Origin of the sequence: Mycolicibacter heraklionensis (genome assembly GCF_001021505.1) — a bacterium.
GTDB lineage: Bacteria > Actinomycetota > Actinomycetes > Mycobacteriales > Mycobacteriaceae > Mycobacterium > Mycobacterium heraklionense.
Window position 1 is genome coordinate 1 of record NZ_LDPO01000003.1, and the last position, 21111, is coordinate 21111.

13 protein-coding genes are annotated in these 21111 nt (G+C 69.8%); 9 read left to right on the top strand and 4 right to left on the bottom strand.

From position 1 onward, the window contains the following. Window positions 1-11 precede the first annotated feature (11 nt). From ABW16_RS27715 to ABW16_RS23820, 3 genes are all read left to right on the top strand, one after another. On the top strand, window positions 12-7709 hold the full coding sequence (locus ABW16_RS27715; RefSeq protein ID WP_268768021.1) for a PE family protein: 7698 nt from the start codon (window positions 12-14) through the stop codon (window positions 7707-7709). A 135-nt stretch (window positions 7710-7844) separates the two neighbouring features. Next, complete coding sequence (purD, locus tag ABW16_RS05425) at window positions 7845-9113, top strand: phosphoribosylamine--glycine ligase (RefSeq protein WP_047318156.1); 1269 nt, start codon at window positions 7845-7847, stop codon at window positions 9111-9113. 30 nt (window positions 9114-9143) lie between these two features. Then, complete coding sequence (locus ABW16_RS23820; RefSeq protein WP_131721472.1) at window positions 9144-9743, top strand: hypothetical protein; 600 nt, start codon at window positions 9144-9146, stop codon at window positions 9741-9743. An 18-nt stretch (window positions 9744-9761) separates the two neighbouring features. Here ABW16_RS23820 and ABW16_RS05435 read toward each other — a convergent pair whose 3' ends face one another. Beyond that, on the bottom strand, window positions 9762-11534 hold the full coding sequence (locus ABW16_RS05435; RefSeq protein ID WP_047318157.1) for a hypothetical protein: 1773 nt from the start codon (window positions 11532-11534) through the stop codon (window positions 9762-9764). 250 nt (window positions 11535-11784) lie between these two features. Next, window positions 11785-12627, bottom strand: coding sequence for an alpha/beta hydrolase-fold protein (locus ABW16_RS05440; RefSeq protein WP_047318158.1), 843 nt, complete (start codon window positions 12625-12627; stop codon window positions 11785-11787). A gap of 79 nt (window positions 12628-12706) precedes the next feature. Between ABW16_RS05440 and ABW16_RS05445 the strand changes: the two genes are divergently transcribed. The 3 genes from ABW16_RS05445 (at window position 12707) to pntB (ending at window position 16431) form a co-directional block, all read left to right on the top strand. Further along, window positions 12707-13324 (top strand): TetR/AcrR family transcriptional regulator, encoded by a 618-nt coding sequence (locus tag ABW16_RS05445; RefSeq protein ID WP_047318159.1) that lies wholly within the window; start codon window positions 12707-12709, stop codon window positions 13322-13324. A gap of 126 nt (window positions 13325-13450) precedes the next feature. Then, a complete protein-coding gene (locus ABW16_RS05450) occupies window positions 13451-14974 on the top strand; it encodes a Re/Si-specific NAD(P)(+) transhydrogenase subunit alpha (RefSeq protein WP_047318160.1) in 1524 nt (507 codons plus the stop codon). Window positions 14975-15009: 35 nt separating this feature from the next. Then, a complete protein-coding gene (gene pntB / locus ABW16_RS05455; protein WP_047318161.1) occupies window positions 15010-16431 on the top strand; it encodes a Re/Si-specific NAD(P)(+) transhydrogenase subunit beta in 1422 nt (473 codons plus the stop codon). Here pntB and ABW16_RS05460 read toward each other — a convergent pair. Further along, window positions 16428-17114, bottom strand: coding sequence for a TetR/AcrR family transcriptional regulator (locus tag ABW16_RS05460; protein WP_047318162.1), 687 nt, complete (start codon window positions 17112-17114; stop codon window positions 16428-16430). The two genes, pntB and ABW16_RS05460, sit on opposite strands and share 4 nt — an antisense overlap. A gap of 78 nt (window positions 17115-17192) precedes the next feature. On the opposite strand from ABW16_RS05460, the gene ABW16_RS05465 reads away from it, so the two are divergent. The 3 genes from ABW16_RS05465 to ABW16_RS05475 are packed head-to-tail and all read left to right on the top strand — an operon-like array spanning window position 17193 to window position 20420. Then, entirely contained in the window at window positions 17193-17747 is a 555-nt protein-coding gene (locus ABW16_RS05465; protein ID WP_047318163.1) for a hypothetical protein, read from the top strand. 25 nt (window positions 17748-17772) lie between these two features. Then, window positions 17773-19191, top strand: a complete 1419-nt coding sequence (gene purB, locus ABW16_RS05470) for an adenylosuccinate lyase (protein ID WP_047318164.1) — start codon at window positions 17773-17775, stop codon at window positions 19189-19191. 5 nt (window positions 19192-19196) lie between these two features. Then, window positions 19197-20420, top strand: a complete 1224-nt coding sequence (locus ABW16_RS05475; protein WP_047318165.1) for a cytochrome P450 — start codon at window positions 19197-19199, stop codon at window positions 20418-20420. Between the two features lie 20 nt (window positions 20421-20440). On the opposite strand, the gene ABW16_RS05480 is transcribed toward ABW16_RS05475, so the two are convergent. Continuing rightward, on the bottom strand, window positions 20441-21076 hold the full coding sequence (locus ABW16_RS05480; protein WP_047318166.1) for a hypothetical protein: 636 nt from the start codon (window positions 21074-21076) through the stop codon (window positions 20441-20443). Window positions 21077-21111: the final 35 nt, after the last annotated feature.

Below are 21111 nucleotides of genomic sequence, written 5' to 3' on the forward strand. Positions count from 1 at the left end.
GTGTCGGGGGTGTGGGTGGGCATTTCGGTGCTGCCGGTGATGGTGGTGTGGGGGGTAATGCGGGGCTGGCTGGTGATGGTGGCGCCGGGGGTCTGGGTGGTGATGGCCTCCTGGGTGGTGGTGATGGTGGTGATGGCGGCGCGGGCGGGCAGATCGGCACTGTTGTCGGCCTCGGTGGTGCTGCGGGTGAGAAGTTCATGTCGTGGTTGTGGGGCAATGCGGGGCGCCCGGGTGCTGATGGGCAGGTCCCGTCGGGGATCAGTGGCAATGGTGGGGTCGGTGGGGCTGGTGGTAACGGCACCGGCGTGTTGGCTAATGGTGATGGCGCTTCTGGTGGTGCGGGTGGTGTCGGGGGTGATGGTGGTGCGCACGGCAACGGCGCTACCGGTGGGCTCGGCGGTAATGGTTTCGCCGGCCTGACGGGCGCGGATGCCACCACCGTGGGTGGTTCCGGGGTTTCGGGCGGCAACGGTGGGGCCGGCGGTGCGGGTGGTGCGGGTGGCTCGGGTGGTGCGGTGGTCGGTAACGCCGGCTCCGGTGGTGCTGGTGGGAAGGGTGCTGCGGGTGGTGCTGGCGGTGCGGGTGCTGAGGGCGCGGCGGGCTCGTTCGCTGATGGTGGTGATGGCAACGGTGGGGCCGGTGGGGACGCCGGCAATGGTGGCGCCGGGGGCGCCGGTGGTGCCGGCGGTGCGGCCGGTAGCGCCAGCAATGGCGCGGCCGGTGCTGCCGGTGGTGGTGGCGCGGCCGGGGATGGTGGTAACGCCGGTGCTGCGGGTGCTGGTGGTGCGGGTGCCGCCGGTACGGCGGAGCATCCGGATGCCGGTGCTGGTGGTGTTGGTGGCAACGGTGGGGACTTCGGTGCCGGCGGTGCTGGCGGCGCTAATGGTGATGGCAGCACCACGGTCGCTGATGGTGTGGACGGCACCGGCACGGTGGGCGGTAATGGTGGTGTTGGTGGGGATGGGTTCTTGGGCGCCAATGGTGTCGCGAGCAGTGTTAATGGCACCGGTGGTGGCCAGGGCGGGGCTGGTGGTGACGGCGGCGCCGGCGGTTTGACCGCTGATGGTTCGTCCGCCGCGCAGGGTGTTGGTGGTGCTGGTGGTGATGGTGGCGCCGGCGGTAACGGTTTCAACGGGTTCAACGGGGCGGTGCCGGGTGGGGATGGCACTAACGCCGGTGATGGTGGTGCTGGTGGTCACGGCGGTGTGGGTGGGCACGGTTCGGTTGACGGCGCCCACGGCATCGGTGGTTTGGGCGGTAACGGCGGCAATGGTGGTAACGGCGCTGATGGGGGTGACGGCGCGAACGGCGACGCCGCGCATGGGGCCGGGTATGCCGGCCAGGACGGCGGCCATGGGGGCAATGCGGGTAAGGGGGGTGCCGGCGGCGACAGTGGCGGCGGCACCACCTCGGCCAGCGGCGCGGACGGAATCGCCGGGATTGGTGGTAACGGTGGCCGCGGCGGCACCGGCCTGGATGGGATCAACGGCACCGATGAGGACCCCGACGGCACGGCGGGTGCCGCGGGTGGGGCCGGGGGTAACGGCGGCCAGGGTGGTCTGGAGGCCGACGGCACCACGGCGGCCACGACCGGCAATGGTGGTGCCGGTGGCTTGGGTGGCCGTGGTGGTAACGGCCTCAACGGCGCTAATGGGGATGAGCCGGGCTCGGCGGGCACCCGCGGTGGCAATGGTGGCGCCGGCGGCGCCGGCGGTGTCGGGGGGACCGGCACGATCGAGGGTGCGCACGGTGCCGGTGGGGTCGGTGGTAACGCCGGCAATGGTGGCAACGGTGCCGCCGGCGCTAATGGCGCCAACGGCACCACCGAGCACACCGCCGGCTATGCCGGTCAAGACGGCGGCGCCGGCGGTAACGCCGGTGTCGGGGGTGCTGGTGGGGACAGTGGTGGCGGTGCCACCGCCGCGGACGGTAGTGACGGGATCGCCGGGAAGGGCGGTGCCGGTGGCCTGGGTGGTACCGGTCTGGATGGGGTCAACGGGACCGCGCAGAACCCGGATGGGACTGCCGGTGGGGCGGGCGGCGCCGGCGGTAACGGCGGCGCTGGTGGCCTGGAGGCCGATGGCAGCACGCAGGCCACTGACGGTGCTGGTGGTGCCGGTGGTGCGGGTGGCCGTGGGGGCAGTGGCTTCAACGGTGCTAATGGGGCGACCCCGGGCGCTGATGGCACCCGGGGTGGCAATGGTGGCGCCGGGGGCGCCGGTGGGGTTGGGGGCACCGGTAGCTCCACGGGTGCGCATGGGACTGGTGGTGTGGGGGGTAACGCCGGCAATGGTGGTGCCGGCGCTGATGGCGCGGACGGCGCCAACGGCACGGCCCAGCACACCGGCGGGTACGCCGGTCAAGACGGCGGCAAGGGCGGCAACGCCGGCATCGGGGGTGCTGGGGGTGACAGTGGTGGCGGCAGCACCGCCGCGAACGGTAGTGACGGCACCGCCGGCAAGGGCGGCAACGGTGGTGTGGGTGGCACCGGCCTGGACGGCGCCAACGGCACCCTCCAGAATCCCGACGGCACCGCCGGCGGTGCCGGTGGTGTCGGGGGTAATGGTGGCGCTGGGGGTGTGAACACCGACGGCTCGCACGCCAGCACCGGCAATGGTGGTGCCGGTGGCCAGGGCGGCCGGGGTGGTAACGGCATCAACGGCAGCAATGGTGATGCGCCCGGCGCCGACGGCACCCGTGGTGGCAATGGTGGCACTGGTGGGGCCGGCGGGGCCGGGGGTAGCGGCACCCAGGCCGGTGCGCACGGCGCCGGGGGTGTCGGGGGTAACGCCGGCAACGGTGGTGCCGGCGCGGACGGCGCCAACGGCGCCAACGGTGATGCCCAGCACGCCGCCGGTTACGCCGGTCAAGACGGTGGTGCTGGGGGCAACGCCGGTAAGGGCGGCGCCGGTGGTGACAGTGGGGGCGGCACCACCGCCGCCGGCGGCACCTCCGGTATCGCCGGACAGGGCGGCAACGGTGGTATCGGTGGCACCGGCCTCGACGGCACCAACGGCACCGCCGCCAACATCAACGGCACCGCAGGCGCAGCAGGCGGCGCCGGCGGCAACGGCGGCAAAGGCGGCCTACAAGCCGACGGGGTGACCCGCGCCTCTGATGGTGATGGCGGCAACGGTGGTGCTGGCGGCCGGGGCGGCAGCGGCCTCAACGGCACCAACGGCACCAGTGGTGGGGCTGGTTCCAATGGTGGTGACGGGACTGCGGGTTCGCTCAACGGTGGTGCGGGTGGCCGGGGCGAGGACGGCACGGATGGCTCGCGTGGTGGCAATGGTGGTGCCGGTGGTGCTGGGGGTGTGGCGGGTACCGGTGCTCACAATGGTGTTGCTGGTGTTGGTGGCGTGGGTGGTAACGCGGGCAGTGGTGGCAACGGTGGTGATGGTGGTGCCGGTGGCAGCGGTGGTAGTGGTTTTGAGCAGTCCGGTGCGGGTTTGGCTGGTGGCGATGGTGGCGCTGGTGGTGCCGGTGGCGATGGTGGTGCCGGTGGTGTGGCGGGCGTTGCGGGTGCTGGTGGTGTCGGTGGTGATGGCACGCGGGCTGCTGATGGGGCTGCGGGCAGCGATGGTGTGCAGGGCCTCGGTGGTGTGGGTGGTAACGCCGGCAATGGTGCCGATGGCACTGATGGGGCGGCGGGTCGTGATGGCCTGAGCAACGGCAACCCGTCGGTTGATGGGGAGGCCGGTCAGGCCGGTGGTGCTGGGGGTAACGCCGGTGCCGGTGGTGCTGGTGGCTCCGGGCGTGGGGGCCAGGCCGCTTCGGGTGTCGATGGCACTGCGGGTGTGGGTGGCAATGGTGGTGCCGGTGGTCGGGGTGCTGATGGTGTCGATGGCGTTGCCGGTGCGGTGGATGGCACCGCGGGTGGCAATGGTGGTGCCGGTGGCAATGGTGGCCAGGGTGGTCTGAGCGCCGACGGGGTGACCCGGGTTGCTGATGGTGATGGCGGCAATGGTGGTGTCGGTGGTGCGGGTGGTCACGGCGCCAACGGTGGTGCCGGTTCCCAGGGTGGGGCTGGTTCCAATGGTGGTGACGGGACTGCGGGTTCGCTCAACGGTGGTGCGGGTGGCCGGGGCGAGGACGGCACGGATGGCTCGCGTGGTGGCAATGGTGGTGCCGGTGGTGCTGGGGGTGTGGCGGGTACCGGTGCTCACAATGGTGTTGCTGGTGTTGGTGGCGTGGGTGGTAACGCGGGCAGTGGTGGCAACGGTGGTGATGGTGGTGCCGGTGGCAGCGGTGGTAGTGGTTTTGAGCAGTCCGGTGCGGGTTTGGCTGGTGGCGATGGTGGCGCTGGTGGTGCCGGTGGCGATGGTGGTGCCGGTGGTGTGGCGGGCGTTGCGGGTGCTGGTGGTGTCGGTGGTGATGGCACGCGGGCTGCTGATGGGGCTGCGGGCAGCGATGGTGTGCAGGGCCTCGGTGGTGTGGGTGGTAACGCCGGCAATGGTGCCGATGGCACTGATGGGGCGGCGGGTCGTGATGGCCTGAGCAACGGCAACCCGTCGGTTGATGGGGAGGCCGGTCAGGCCGGTGGTGCTGGGGGTAACGCCGGTGCCGGTGGTGCTGGTGGCTCCGGGCGTGGGGGCCAGGCCGCTTCGGGTGTCGATGGCACTGCGGGTGTGGGTGGCAATGGTGGTGCCGGTGGTCGGGGTGCTGATGGTGTCGATGGCGTTGCCGGTGCGGTGGATGGCACCGCGGGTGGCCATGGTGGTGCCGGTGGCAATGGTGGCCAGGGTGGTCTGAGCGCCGACGGTTCCACGCATGCTGCGTCGGGTGCGGGTGCTGATGGTGGTGCTGGTGGTAAGGGCGGCAACGGTGTTGATGGTGCGGCCGGATCGTTTGTGACCGGCGACGGCAACGGTGGCGCCGGTGGCAATGGTGGCGACGGCGGTAACGGTGGCGCTGCCGGTACGGGGTCGACCACGGGCGTTCAGGGTGCTGCGGGCTCGGGTGGCAATGCCGGTAACGGTGGTGTTGGTGCTGCCGGTGATGCGGGCAGTGCCGGTGTCGCGGGTGTGAACAACGGTGCCGGTGGCGCCGGGCATGACGGTGGTAACGGCGGCAACGCCGGTATCGGCGGTAAGGCCGGCACCGGCACCGGGGCAGCCAGCGACGGCACCAACGGCTCGGCCGGTGTCGGTGGTGCCGGCGGTAAGGGCGGCCAGGGTGCCGCGGGTGTCAACGGTGTCAACGCCGGTGACAGCGGTACCTCCGGTGGCAACGGCGGCAAGGGCGGCAATGGTGGCCTGGGTGGTCTGCAGGCCGACGGTTCCACGCATGCTGCCTCGGGTGCGGGTGCTGATGGTGGTGCTGGTGGTAAGGGCGGCAACGGTGTTGACGGTGCGGCCGGCTCGTTTGTGACCGGTGACGGCAACGGTGGCGCCGGTGGCAATGGTGGCTCCGGTGGTAACGGTGGCGCTGCCGGTACGGGGTCGACCACGGGTGCTACCGGTGCTGCGGGCTCGGGTGGCAATGCCGGTAACGGTGGTGTCGGTGCTGCCGGTGATGCGGGCAGTGCCGGTGTCGCGGGTGTGAACAACGGTGCCGGTGGCGCCGGGCATGACGGTGGTAACGGCGGCAACGCCGGTATCGGCGGTAAGGCCGGCACCGGCACCGGGGCAGCCACCGACGGCACGAATGGCACCGCGGGTGTCGGTGGTGCCGGCGGCAAGGGCGGCCAGGGCGCCGCGGGCACCGATGCCACCACTTCGGGCAGCCCCAACGGTGGCACCGGTGGTAACGGTGGCAAGGGCGGCAGCGGCGGTGTCGGTGGCTTGCAGGCCGACGGCACCACCCACGCTGCTGATGGTCAGGGTGCTGATGGTGGCGCCGGTGGCCGCGGTGGCAATGGCTTCACCCAGGCGGCGGGCAGCTCGGCCACTGGTGGCAACGGTGGCCAGGGTGGCGTCGGTGGTGCCGGTGGTGACCGGGGCGCGGTGGCGGCCAGTGGTGGCGCCGGCGGCCAGGGCGGCAACGCCGGCAACGGTGGTTCCGGCGCGGACGGCAAGGCCGGCACGGACGCCACCGTGGCGGGTGGCGCCGGCGGTACCGGTGGTGACGCCACGAGCGGCGGCAAGGGCGGCAACGGTGGCGCTGGTGGTGCCGGCGGGGCCAGTGGCACCGCCAGCAATGGCACCGCCAACCACCACGGTGTTGGTGGGGTCGGTGGTAACGCCGGCAGCGGCGGCAACGCCGGCAACGGTGGCGCCGGCGGTAAGGGCCTTGGCGGCGGCACCGGGGCGACGGCGGGCGTCGGTGGTGCCGGCGGCACCGGTGGTAACCGGGGCGCTGCGGGCACCGCCGGTGCCGGTGGCGACAGCGGTGGCGGCCAGTCGGCCGCCAACGGCCAGGCCGGTTCGGCCGGTACCGCGGGCGGTAACGGTGGTAAGGGCGGCGACGGCGGCACCGGCACCACACTGGCCAGCGGCGTCGGCCAAAACGGTGGTGCCGGCGGTAAGGGCGGCAGCGCTGGCTCGATCGGTGATGGCGGCGACGGCGGTGACGGCGGCAAGGGCGGAACGGGTGCCAACGGCACCAGCCCCGGGGGCACTCCGGGGGGCACCAACGCCACGGCCGGTAAGGCCGGTGGTAACGGCGGCGCCGGTGGTGTCGGCGGTAACGCGACCTTCGGCGACGCTGGCGATGGCGGTAGCGGTGGCGTCGGTGGCACCGGCGGCAACGGCGGTCAGGCCGGCTTTGAGGACCACCAGCTTCCCGGCGCGGACGCCACTCAGAACTCCGGCGCCCTGCACGCGGCCGCGGCCGGTAACGGTGCCAACGGCGGTAACGGTGGCGCTGGCGGCGCCGGTGGCACGACCGCTGGTGGCGGCAGCAACGGCACCCTCGGCAACGGTGGTGACGGTGGCAAGGGCGGCAACGGCGGCGACGCCTTCAACCCGCTGCTGGGCAGCACCGGCAATGGTGGCGCCAAGTTCATCGACCCGAACGGCAATGGCCAGGGAGCGGCCGGTACCGGTGGTAACGGCGGGACCGGTGGCACCGGGTATCACGCCGGCGCTGGTGGTGCCGGTGGCAACGGTGGTAACGGCAACACCGGCGCTGGCGCTGACGGTGGCAAGGGCGGCAACGGTGGTGTCGGCGGCGCGGCGACTGCGATCGCCAGCGGCGGTGACGGCGTGGGCGGCAAGGGTGGCAACGGTGGCGATGGCGGTGCCGCGGGCACCATCGTCTGGGGTGACCCGAGCAAGAGCACGTCCACCAACAACGGCAACATCTCCGGGCCGACCGGTCGCGGAACGGGCGCAGTCGGTGCTGCCGGGGCCAGGGCCACGGTCGGCGGTGCAGGTGGTGTCGGCGGTGCGGGTGGTTCCGGCGGCGCCACCGGAATCGGCGGCGATGGCGGCACGGGCGGCAACGGTGGCGGCGCGAACCAGCCGACCATCTCCAGCAGCGCCTACCCGACACCTAACGGTGGTGCCGGCACCACGGAGGGTAAGGCCACGGCCGGTGCCGGTGGCGCCGGTGGTGCCGGCGGCAACGGCGGGGGTGGCGGCGGCCAGGGCGGTTCTGGCGGTTCCGGCGGCAACTCGACGGCCACTACCAACGCCGGTGGCAAGGGTGGTGCCGGCGGTGCCGGCGGCGGCAAGAGTTCCACCGGCAGCGGCGGGGGCGCCAGCGGCACCAGCGGTTCGTCCGCCAGCGGCAACACCGGCGGCAAGGGCGGTACCGGAGGCGGCTAAGGGACTGCGTAGGCCCGACCTACAACGCGAGAGCCCCGCACACACCAGGCGCGTGCGGGGCTCTCTCCTTATATATCCTTTGTCTCGCGTCCCGCCGATGACGAAGCGAGGCGAACTCAGAGAGGAGTAGCGCCCATGCGCGTCCTGGTGATCGGTTCCGGCGCCCGGGAACATGCGTTACTCCTAGCCCTTCGCAACGACCCGAAGGTCGATCACTTGGTGATCGCGCCCGGCAACGCCGGTACTGCGGCCCTGGCAGAGCAGCGCGACATTGACATCACCTCGGCGGCGGCGGTCACCGCCTTGGCCCGCGACGTCGAGGCCGACCTGGTGGTGATCGGCCCGGAGGTGCCGCTGGTCTTGGGTGTGGCAGATGCGGTGCGTGCCGCCGGCATCGCCTGTTTCGGACCGTCGCAGGACGCCGCTCGCATCGAAGGTTCCAAGGCGTTCGCCAAGGACGTGATGGCCGCCGCCGGGGTGCGCACCGCCCGCTCGGAGATCGTCGACAGCCCCGCTGACCTGGACGCCGCCCTGACCCGGTTCGGTCCTGATGCCGGAGAGGCGGCCTGGGTGGTCAAGGACGACGGGCTGGCGGCCGGCAAGGGCGTAGTGGTGACCGCAGATCGGGCAGCGGCCCGGGCCCACGCCGCCGGGCTGCTCGACAGTGGCCATCCGGTGCTCTTGGAATCCTTCCTGGACGGTCCCGAGCTGTCCCTGTTCTGTGTGGTCGACGGCGCCACCGTGGTGCCGCTGCTGCCGGCGCAGGACTTCAAGCGGGTCGGCGACGGCGACAGCGGACCCAACACCGGCGGCATGGGTGCATACGCCCCGCTGCCGTGGTTGTCCCGGGAGGCGGTGGCCGGCATTGTCAGTGACGTCGTCGAACCCGTCGCGGCCGAACTGCTCCGGCGGGGCAGCCGGTTCACCGGTTTGCTGTACGCAGGTCTGGCGATGACCTCGACCGGACCGGCGGTGGTCGAATTCAATTGCCGCTTCGGCGATCCGGAGACCCAGGCGGTGCTGGCACTGTTGGAATCGCCACTCGGGCAGTTGCTGTATGCTGCCGCCACCGGCGGACTGAGCGAGTTCGGCGCGTTGCGCTGGCGGGATGCCGCGGCGGTGACAGTGGTGCTGGCCGCGGAGAACTACCCAGGCCGGCCGCGCGTCGGCGACGTGATCGTGGGCGCCGAGGCCGACGGGGTCTTGCACGCCGGTACCGCGCGTCGCGACGACGGGGCGGTGGTGTCTTCCGGTGGGCGGGTGCTGTCGGTGGTGGGCGTCGGAGACGACCTGAGTGCTGCGCGTGCCGATGCCTACCGGATCCTCAATTCAATTCGTTTGCCGGGAAGTCACTTCCGCAGCGACATCGGCGCGGCGGCCGCCGAGGGGAAGATCCAGGTCTGACCGCAGGGGCCTACCGCTATCCTGGGTGACATGGCTGACGAAACTGAACCGGAGTCCACCGAATCCGTAAAGCAGGATCCCCCGGCGAAAAGTGCCGGTACGGACAAACGGCGGTCAGCTCCCACCCCGGCCCCAGTGCCGGCGCCGTCGAGCCTTCGCCCCCTGCTGATCGCTGGGGCGGTCGGACTGGTTGCCGGTCTCATCGGTGGCGCGGCCGTCGCCGGTTTCTGGCACCCGTCGGGTGGTTCGTCCTCGGGTGGTTCCGGCAAGTTCAGCGGTGAGCAGGTCGACAGCGCGAAGAAGGACGTGTGCGGCGCGGTCGTGCTTGCCCGTCAAGCGGTGGCCAACAACATGCACATGAAGAACCCGGACCCGGAGAACCCCATCGCCCAGCTCGCGGTGGCGGCCAACGCCCGGTTGTCGCTGACCGCGGGTGCGGCGTATCTGCGTGGCCGGCTGGAGGCGGACCCTGCGACACCGCAAGACATCGCGGACACCACCGAGAAGATGGCCGGTGCGCTAGAGCGTCTGAACCTGAGCTACCTTGTCGGGCAACCGAATTCGGAGCGCGAGCAGCTGGGGCATGACCTCGATTCGCACATCACCGCGCTGGGCAAGCTCTGCCAGTAACCCCGTTGGGGTTATCCCTCAGAGCCCGAACAGGGCCAGTGGGTCTGTTGCGAACATGGCGCCTGCGTCATCGAGGCCGGTAAAGGCGTCGCCCGGGTCGAGTGGGTTCGCGGCGGAGAACATGTCGAACCACGAGCTCAGATCGACATTGCCGAACGGCGTCACCAGGGTGTCGGTGACGGTGCCGTCGTCGCCGGGCGTGGCGATGTAGATGTTCTGCCAACCGCCGCCGAAGTTCAGGACGTCGTAGACCGTTCCTGCCGCGGGCAGCAGCGAGGCGTCCACGCCGTCGGCAGCGGCGACGCTCGCCACGGTGAACTCGGTGTTGGCCATCCCCAACAAGTTCGACACATTCACGCCGGTGGTGATGCTCCCGAGGTCGGTGGGGCTTGACCCGGAGTCGTCGTAGACAGTGAAGACCTGCGGGGCGAAGTCGATCGGTGTACCTCCACCGATGCCGACCGAGGCACCGCCGAGGGCCAGCAGCGGCCCGACACCGAACAGCGCGGGCACGATGTTGAAACCCTCTTCGGAGCCGGTCAAGCCGAGAGTCGGGTCGAAGACGTACCCGCCGAGACTGAAGGCGTCATTGCCGAGGCTGCTGTCGCCGACCTGCAGCCCGGTGAACGCGTCACCCGGGTCGAGCGGATTGGCGGCATTGATGCCGCCGAACAGCGAGTCCAGGTTCATGTTGCCGAACGGCGTGACCAAGGTGTCGTGGACGGTGCCGGGGGTGACGGTGCCGTCGACGGTGACGTCCGGTGTCGCCGTGTAGACATTCACCCATCCGCCGCCGAGGTTGAAGGCGTCGTAGACCGATCCCAGTACCGGTAGCTGCGAGTCCTCCACGCCGTCGGCCGGGGTGACACCTTGGATGATCAACTGTGTGTTGGTCATGCCCAGCAGGTTCGCCACGTCCACCGCGGTCTTGACGCTGCCGAGCTCGCTGCCGCCGCTTCCGTAGACGTCGAAGTCCTGCGGCGCGAAGGCTTGTGGCTGGGTTCCGGGATACCCCAGGCTGAACACCAGTTGGCCGCCGCCGAGGTTCAACAGCGGTGGCAAGCCGGCGAGGGAGTCGACCGGGGTGAAGCCCTCGGTCACGGTGCCGTCAGCCCCGGTGCTGAACGGGTTGAACGTGAAGTCGCCGATGGTGAAGGCGTCGGCTCCGATGCTGCTGTCGCCGGCCTGCAGCGGGGTGAACGCGTCGCCCGGCTGCAGCGGGTTGGCAGCGTTCATGTCGGCGAACAGCGAGCTCAGGTCGGTGTTGCCGAACGGTGTCACCAGGGTGTCGGTGACGGTGCCGTTCTCGCCCGGGGTGGCGACATAGACGTTGTAGAAGCCATTGCCCAGGTTGAGGACGTCGTAGACCGTTCCCTTCACCGGTAGTGCCGAGGCCTCGACGCCGTCCGCGGGCGTGGTGTCGAGGACGGTGAACGCGGTGTTGGACAGGCCCAGCAGGTTCGCGACGGTCTCGTTGGTGCTGATGCTGCCGAGCGCTTCGGTGCCGTCGTACAGATCGAAGGTCTGCGGGGCGAGGTCCAAGCTGGTGGGTCCAATGTTCACCGACCCGCCACCGAGGCCCAACAGCGGCGGAGCCAGGCTGAGCGGACCGACCGGGTCGAAACCTTCGGCGCCCGATGAGGTGATGGGGTCAAATACGGTGCCGTCGATGGTGAAGGCGTTGTCACCGGGCGCAGCGGCGCCCAGCGCGGCCTGCATCAGTGCCGCGGTGACCAACCCGCCGCCGGCGGTGGCCGCAACGGTAGCCGTCTGAATACGTCGATTTGTCATCACAGGCCTTCCAATTCGTTCGGTTGGACTGGCATTTGGTGGGACCCAGAATCAGGTGAGTTACTGGTGAGTACTTTTTGACGCTACCGCGCGTGTTCTTCGTCACACAAGGTTTCATTTGGCCTAAATATCGGACAAATCCGACGATTTAGGAGACAATGCGGCCGAATTTCGGGACATGCACCCAGATCCGCGGTAGCAGCCGCCCGCTTGCTTTTCGTGCCAGCGGTGTTCGGAGACTGAACGGCGCTTAGGCAGTCAGCAGCGGAGCGATCCAGGTCAACTCAGCGGGCAGCTGAGAACTCCAGTACGACCCGTCATGTCCGCCAGGCGAGAAACCGCCCGCCGGGGGGTTGGGCAATTGGGCGATGAAGGCTTGCGTTGCCGAATAGAACGGGTCGTCGTTTCCGCAGTCCACCCGGATCGGAATCGAGGCATGAGCCGGCATCCCGAACACCGAGTTGGCCGAGAAGTCCGATGCGCCGTCGAACGCACCCGGCGCCGTCGCCCCGGACGACAGCCACAGTGCGGGGCTCACCGCGCAGATCGCCGCGGTCCGGCGCGGGCCGAGCCGGCCGCCCAGCAGCAGCGCGCCGTAGCCGCCCATCGACCAGCCGATGAATCCCACCCGGGAGGTGTCCAGGCCCTGCTCGGCCAGCAACGGCAACAACTCCTCGGTCACCATTGCCCCCGAATCCTCCCCGGATGCGCGGCGGTGCCAGTAGCTCCCACCGCCGTCGACGGCGACCACCGCGAACGGGGGGAGTCCCGCGCCGACGGCCTCGGCCAGGCCCTGCTCCACGCCACCGGCCATCACGGTCGCGGCGTCACTTCCCTTGCCGTGCAACGCGATCAGCGGACGCAACGCGCCGGTCTGGCCGGGTGGCCGGGCGATCGCCCAGTTGGTGGTGATTCCACCGCGCGCCGCCGAGGGGAACGAGCCCGTCGTCATCGTGGGCGCGGCCTGCAGCGGGGCGGCCTGCGTCGGTGGCGCGTCAAGTAATGAGCTCGCCCCCAGCGCGCCCGCGGTCCCCATCGCGGCCCCGAGGCGCAGTACCGTTCGTCGGCTCAACTCCGGCATGGCGGCCATCATGCCAGCGGGGCGGGGTTTGTCCGAAAAGGCGGAAACGCATGATGCGGCGCTACCCGGACTGGCAGCATCTCTAGGCGTGATGACAGCAGTGACGCCGAAGGGCGAACGACGGCGGTATGCGCTGATCAGCGCCGCCGCCGAGCTGCTGCGTGAGGGCGGTTTCGAAGCGGTGCGGCATCGCGCCGTGGCGCAGCGGGCCGGTCTGCCGCTGGCGTCGACGACCTATTACTTCTCCTCACTCGAAGACCTCATCGCCCACGCGGTCGAACACATCGGGATGTTGGAGGTCGCCCAGTTGCGTGCCCGCATCACCGAGCTGTCCCGGCGCCGGCGCAGCGCCGAGACCACTGCGGACATCCTGGTGGAACTGTTGGTGGGCGACGAGAGCGGTGAACAGATCACCGAGCAGCTCATCTCCCGCTACGAGCGCTATATCGTGTGCTCCCGCCAGCCGGCGCTGCGCGACATTCAGCGCCGTATCCTGCATCAACGGTCCGATGCGGTCACCGAGGCCGTCGAACGCTCCGGGCGGATCGCGCGCGTCGAGATGGCATATGCCCTGGTCTGCATGGTCGACGGCGCGGTGATGGCGGCACTGGTCGATGACCTGCAAGGGCCGCGGGCGGCCGCCCGGGCCGCGGTCATCGACGTCATCGATATGCTCGCTCCACTGGATCAGCGCGCGGTGTCGGCCTGAGAAGCACACACGGTATGCTGCCTCGATCCCTTTGTCGCTCCTTAGCTACTGGCGGGTAACAGGGGGAAGAAGACGCCTGCAAGCGCCTGAAGACGGCGAAGAGACGCGAATGTGGAGAGCTACGTCATGAATATCGGTGTCCTATCCGAGGCGCAGCCCGGTGAGACGCGTGTGTCGGCGACGCCGACGACGGTCGCTGCACTGACCAAGCTCGGTTACGACGTCGTAGTGGATTCCGGTGCGGGAGACGCATCGTCCTTTTCCGACGCGGCATACACCGAGGCCGGCGCCACCATCGGCGACGCGCGCAGCGCCGACATCGTCTTCGGTGTCAACGCCCCGTCGACCGAACAGCTGGACGGGATGAAGCCGGGCGCGACGCTGATCAGCCTGCTGGCACCGGCACTGAACCCGGATCGGGTGGAGGATCTGGCCCGCCGGCCCATCACGGCGCTGTCGATGGACGCCGTACCCCGGATCTCGCGCGCGCAGTCCCTGGACGTGTTGAGCTCGATGGCCAACATCGCCGGCTACCGCGCCGTGGTGGAGGCCGCCCATGCCTTCGGCCGGTTCTTCACCGGTCAGGTGACCGCTGCGGGCAAGGTGCCCCCGGCCAAGGTGCTGGTGGTAGGCGCCGGCGTCGCGGGCTTGGCCGCGATCGGCGCGGCCGGCAGCCTGGGCGCCATCGTGCGGGCTACCGACCCGCGCCCGGAGGTCGCCGACCAGGTCCGCTCGCTCGGCGGCGAGTACCTGTCCATCGAAGACCCCGAGGCCGAGGTGTCTGCCACCGGCTACGCCAAGGAGATGGGCGACGACTACAAGGCTCGCGAGGCGCAGCTCTACAGCGAGCAGTGCAAAGACGTCGACATCATCATCACCACCGCGCTCATCCCCGGTAAGCCCGCGCCGCGGATCATCACCGCCGAGATGGTGGCGTCGATGAAGCCGGGCAGCGTGATCGTGGACATGGCCGCCGCCAACGGCGGCAACGTCGAGGGCACCGTCAAGGACCAGGCCGTCGTCACCGACAACGGCGTGACGATCATCGGCTACACCGACCTGGCCGGCCGGCTGCCCGCGCAGGCCTCCCAGCTCTACGGCACCAACCTGGTCAACCTGATGAAGCTGATGACCCCCGGCAAGGACGGCCAGCTGGTGCTGGACTTCGACGACGTGGTGCAGCGGTCGATGACCGTGGTGCGCGACGGCGAGTCGACGTGGCCCCCGCCCCCGGTGCAGGTCTCGGCCGCTCCGGCCAAGGTCGCCGAAGCCCCGGTGGTCGCGAAGGCGGCCAAGGAACCGATGTCGGCCGGACGCCGGCTGAGCCTGGTCGTGGGGTGCGCCGCGGTGCTGTTCGCGCTGGTCGCGATGGCGCCTGCGGCGCTGCAGGTGCACCTGACCGTCTTCGCGTTGGCGATCGTGATCGGCTACTACGTGATCGGCCACGTGCACCACGCGCTGCACACGCCGCTGATGTCGGTGACCAACGCGATCTCGGGAATCATCGTGGTGGGCGCGCTGCTGCAGATCGGCCACGGCGACCCGGCCATCACGAGTTTGGCCGCCGCGGCGATCCTGCTGGCCAGCATCAACATCTTCGGTGGTTTTGCGGTGACCCGCCGCATGCTCGCCATGTTCTCCCGCAGCTAGGCGCTGCGCACCCCGACTTGGAGTAGACCCCGCTTATGTTTTCAGTTGAGACCGCCGCCTCGGCGGCATACATCGTCGCGGCGCTGCTGTTCATCCTGGCCCTGGCCGGCCTGAGCAAGCACGAGACGTCCAAGGCCGGCAACAGCTTCGGCATCCTCGGGATGGCGGTGGCGCTGGCCGCGACGATCACCTTGGCGGTTCATCACGACATCAATCCGACCGGCTTGGCGTTGCTGATCGGGGCCACCGTGGTGGGTGCGGCAATCGGGTTGTGGCGCGCCAAGGTCGTCGAGATGACCGGCATGCCCGAGCTGATCGCGCTGCTGCACTCGTTCGTCGGCCTGGCCGCCGTGCTGGTCGGCTGGAACGGCTACCTGCACGTCGAGAACCGTCCGTGCGGTGCTGAGGCCCGCGAACTGGCGGCCTCGGGACTGTTCGGCATCCACTCGGCCGAGGTGTTCATCGGCGTCTTCATCGGCGCGGTCACCTTCACCGGCTCGATCGTGGCCAACCTCAAGCTCTCGGCGCGGATGAAGTCCAACCCGCTGATGCTGCCCGGCAAGAACTTCCTCAACATCGGCGCCCTGGTCGCGTTCTTCGCGCTGACGGTGTGGTTCGTGCACGAGCCGAAGCTGTGGTTGCTGATCGTGGTGACCGTGCTGGCGCTGGCGCTGGGCTGGCACCTGGTGGCCTCCATCGGTGGCGGCGACATGCCGGTGGTGGTCTCGATGCTCAACAGCTACTCCGGCTGGGCGGCGGCCGCCTCGGGCTTCCTGCTCTCCAACGACCTGCTGATCATCACCGGCGCGCTGGTCGGCTCCTCGGGTGCCTACCTGTCCTACATCATGTGCAAGGCGATGAACCGCTCGTTCATCTCGGTGATCGCCGGCGGCTTCGGGATCGAGGCCGGCCCGGCCGAGGACAAGGACTACGGCGAGCACCGCGAGATCACCGCCGAAGGCGTGGCCGAGCTGTTGGGCGGCGCCGACTCGGTGATCATCACCCCCGGCTACGGCATGGCCGTCGCGCAGGCCCAGTACGGCGTCGCCGAGCTGACCCGCAAGCTGCGGGACCGCGGCGTCAACGTGCGATTCGGCATCCACCCGGTCGCCGGCCGGCTGCCCGGCCACATGAACGTGCTGCTGGCTGAGGCCAAGGTGCCCTACGACATCGTGCTGGAGATGGACGAGATCAACGACGACTTCGGTGACACATCGGTGGTCCTGGTGATCGGCGCCAACGACACCGTCAACCCGGCCGCCGCCGAAGACCCGTCCAGCCCGATCGCGGGTATGCCGGTGCTGACCGTGTGGGACGCCGACAACGTGATCGTCTTCAAGCGCTCCATGGCTTCCGGCTACGCGGGCGTGCAGAACCCGCTGTTCTTCCGGCAGAACTCCGCCATGTTGTTCGGTGACGCCAAGGACCGGGTCGAAGACATCCTGCACGCGCTCTAAGGCGCTGCCTCCTCGGCCGTTTGTGGTCGGGCAAAACCCAACCGCTTGGTTTGGCGCGCCGGCTGCGTCGGTTCGCGATGCAGGCCGTTCAACAAGGCGAACAGCACCGGTTCGATCTCGCTGACCGCTTGGGCGGGGTCGGCGGCGGCGGCGATGATGGGCCCGGTCTTGCTGAGCAGGGCGTAGAGCAACTCGGCGGTCACGCCAACAGGCACCGCCACGATCTCGCCGGCCTCGATCAGCTCACCGAGCACGCCGCGCAGCAATGGCAGGGCCAGTTCCTCATCGACGGTCTGCTTGCGGTCCCAGCCCAGGGCACTCGCCGATTCCCGCAGCAGGACCCGTGCGTCGTGATTGTGGACGTAACAGCGCAGCACTGCGCTGATTGCCAACAGCGCCTGTTCCCACGGGCTGGCGTCGCCGGGCATGGACTCCAGGGCGCCGGGTAGCACGGCCTGCATGACGTCGGCCTGGCTGGCCCGGAAGACCTCGGCGAAGATCGCCTGTTTGTCCCGAAAGTGGTGGTAGACCGCGCCCTTGCTGGAGTGCGATGCCTGCGCGATTTCGTCGACCGAGGTCGCTTCGAAGCCCTTGGCGACGAAAAGTGTCCGGGCGGCGTCGAGCACCGCGGTCCGCGTGAGCTCAGCATGCATGTCCCGCCGGGTTGGCCTCCCGTTACCCATTGGCAAAAGCGTACTCACAGACCGACAGTCTGTGGCAGACTACGGGCCTGTCCATTCTTCTCGACATGTGGAGTCGTCATGTTGACGGTTGGCGGCGCCAACTGGGGTAATGCACCGTTGGTGCATCACGAGTGGCCGCCGGCAGCGCGGATAGCGGTCGAGGTTTTCCTTGAGTTCATGCGCCAGAACCGGGTGCGCCCCTACGACATCGCCGCCCGGTGCCGGATCCGATCGCTCACCCGACACGTGCCCGTTGGGCCGCGGCGAGAGATAGTGCACTCCTTCGATCTGACGCCGCCCTTCTGGCCGCTCACCATCGACCCAGACGACGCCAGGGTGACCGGCTATGGGATTGACCGCACCGGAGCGTGTATTCGCTACGCCCAGAACCCGTACCCGCTCGCCAATCGGGCTGACGAGGAGACGGTGCTGCGCGTGCAATTCGCGCCGGGATGCCACAACCTGATGCGTCGGGCCACCCGAACCAATCCCGCCTTCATCTGCGAACCGCTGCCTTCGTGGCATGCCGTCCAGATCATCACCGAATACCTCATCGATGCCGCGATATCGCTGTCGGAAGGCCGCGGCCCCGTCGCTGCCCGAACCACGGCACCGTCGCACACAACCCGCTGACGGAGCGACCGTAAGCTAGCTGCTCGTGAGCATCCCCAATGTGCTGGCCACCCGTTACGCCAGCACCGCGATGACAGACATCTGGTCGCCGCAGGCCAAGATCGTCGCCGAACGCCGACTGTGGCTGGCCGTGCTGCGCGCCCAATCCGAGCTTGGCGTGCCGGTCCCCGCACAGGCGATCGCCGACTATGAGGCCGTCCTCGACGAAGTGGACCTGGCGTCGATCGCCGCCCGCGAGCGGGTGACCCGCCACGACGTCAAGGCCCGCATCGAGGAGTTCAATGCGCTGGCCGGTCACGAGCACATCCACAAGGGCATGACCAGCCGGGACCTGACGGAAAACGTTGAGCAGCTGCAGATCCGCCAGTCGTTGCAATTGGTCCACGACCACGGGGTCGCGGTCGCGGCGCGCCTGGTCAACCACGCGGTGGCCTATCGCGACCTGGTGATGGCCGGGCGCAGCCACAACGTCGCCGCGCAGGCCACCACGCTGGGTAAGCGATTCGCCTCGGCTGCCGAGGAAACCCTGCTCGCGCTGCGGCGGGTGCGCGAGCTGATCGACCGCTACCCGCTGCGGGGCATCAAGGGTCCGATGGGCACCGCGCAGGACATGCTGGACCTGTTCGACGGTGACACCGCCAAGCTGAGCGAGCTGGAACGCCGGGTCGCGGAATTCCTGGGGTTCTCCGCGGTGCTGACCAGTGTCGGACAGGTGTACCCCCGTTCGCTGGACCACGACGTGGTCTCCGCGCTGGTGCAACTGGGCGCCGGTCCTTCCTCGCTGGCCCACACGATCCGGCTGATGGCCGGCCACGAACTGGTCACCGAGGGCTTCGCGCCCGGCCAGGTGGGCTCGTCGGCGATGCCGCACAAGATGAACACCCGCAGCTGCGAGCGAGTCAACGGCCTGCAGGTGGTGTTGCGCGGCTACGCCTCGATGGCCGCTGAACTGGCCGGCGCGCAGTGGAACGAGGGCGACGTCTTCTGCTCGGTGGTGCGGCGCGTCGCGCTGCCCGACGCCTTCTTCGCCGTGGACGGGCAGACCGAAACCTTCTTGACCGTGCTCGATGAATTCGGGGCCTATCCGGCGGTGATCACCCGCGAACTGGACCGTTACCTGCCCTTCCTGGCCACCACCAAGGTGCTGATCGCCGCGGTGCGTGCCGGGGTGGGCCGGGAAGCCGCCCACGAGGTGATCAAGGAACACGCGGTGGCCGTCGCGCTGGCGATGCGCGAGCGGGGAGCCGAGCCCGACCTGCTGGACAGGCTGGCCGCCGACGAACGGCTGCCGCTGGACCGGGCTGCGCTGGACGCGGCCGTGGCTGACCGCCAGGCATTCACCGGCGCGGCCGCCGACCAGGTCGACCGAGTGGCGGCCGAGGTGGCCGAACTCGTCGAGCGGTATCCGGCCGGGGCTGCCTACATCCCGGGCGCGATCCTGTAGCCGTCATGGAGGTCCAGGAGCTCGCGAGCATCGACTTCACCGATCTGGACAACTTTGCCGACGGCTTCCCGCACGAGCTGTTCGCGCTGCACCGCCGCGTGGCCCCCGTGTTCTGGCACGAGCCCACCGCACACACCCCGGACGGCGAAGGCTTCTGGTCGGTGGCCACGCACGCCGAAACGCTTGAAGTGCTGCGCGATGCGCAGACCTATTCGTCGGTCACCGGCGGGGACCGGCCGTTCGGCGGCACCGTGCTGCAGGACCTGCCGATCGCGGGCCAGCTGCTGAACATGATGGACGACCCGCGGCACGCGCAGGTCCGGCGGCTGGTCAGCTCCGGGCTGACGCCGCGGATGATCCGCCGCGTCGAGACCGACCTGCGGCACCGGGCGCGGGCGCTGCTGGACGCCGTCGAGCCCGGGGTTCCCTTCGACTTCCTGGTCGACATCGCCGCCGAGGTGCCGATGCAGATGATCTGCATCCTGTTGGGTGTTCCCGAGGCCGACCGGCACTGGCTGTTCGAGGCGACCGAGCCCAGCTTCGACTTCCGCGGCTCGCGCAAGGCGGTGGTGTCGCGACTGTCCATCGAGGACGCCGGTAACCGGGTCTACACCTTCGGGCGGGACTTGATCGCGGCCAAGCGCGCCGAGCCCGCCGACGACATGCTCTCGGTGGTGGCCAACTCGACCGACCCCGAGCTCAGCGACCTCGAGGTATATCTGTTCTTCCAGTTGCTGTTCAGTGCCGGCGCCGAGACCACCCGCAACGCCATTGCCGGCGGGCTGCTGGCGCTGTCTGCGTACCCCGACCAATATCGTTTGCTGCGTGGCGATTTCGATCTGCTGCCGACTGCCATCGAGGAGATCCTGCGCTGGACCTCACCGGCTCCGTCGAAGCGGCGCACCGCCACCCGGCGCGCGGTACTGGGCGGGCAGACCATCGAGGCCGGCCAGAAGGTGCTGGTGTGGGAAGGCTCGGCCAACCGCGACCCGGCGGTCTTCGACCGGGCCGAACAGTTCGACATCACCCGTAAACCCAACCCGCACATCGGGTTCGGCCACGGCGCACACTTCTGCCTGGGCGCACATCTGGCCCGTTTGGAACTGCGGGTGCTCTACGAGGAGCTGCTGGGCCGGTTCGGCGAATTGGCGGTAGTGGCACCGGTGGAGTGGACGCGCAGCAACCGGCACACCGGGATGCGGCACATGATGGTGGAACTGCGGCCGTAGTCTCGGCGCACCACCACCGGTCAGCGGGCGGGACCGCGCCGAGATCGCCGGGCCAAGCCCGCGGAGTGCAGCTCGAGGGCGGCCAGGCCCCGGATCACCGCGGGGTCCGCGTGCCGCCAGGCCCCGACCGGGTCAGCACTGACCGCGCTCAGCTTGCCCAGCGGACGGTTGGTCAGCGCGCGCAGCGCCAGCAGCTGCTCACCGGCCGGGGTGGCGGCCAGCGTCAGCACCGCCCGCTTGCGCAGGAAGAACCGCAGCCGCAACGCCAGCCACGGCATCGCCACCGCCAGAATCGGCGGGGCCGCGACCGCGACCGCCAGCAGATAGGCCAGCCAGCCGGCGGTGGTGTCGAGGTTGTGGCCGGCGCCGGCGATGTCGACCGCTGCGTGTCCGGCCGCGGTGAGTGGCTTGCTCACGGCGTCGCCCACCAGCGGGATACGGTCCGCGCTCTTGCCGGCCGAGGCCAAGCTGTCGGCCACGCCGTTGGCGCCGCGTTCGAACTGTCGGCCGACACCGGCGATGGTGGTGACCGCCCCATGGACGGCGAGCGCGACCAGTACCCACAGGGAGGTCCATGCCGCGACGACGATGTCGCTGAACAGTTGGGCCAGCAAGCGGCCGGGGGAGGTGGCATAGGGCAGCAACCGGGACGTCATGGTCCGATCCCAACACACCTGGCGGCCCGCTGCGC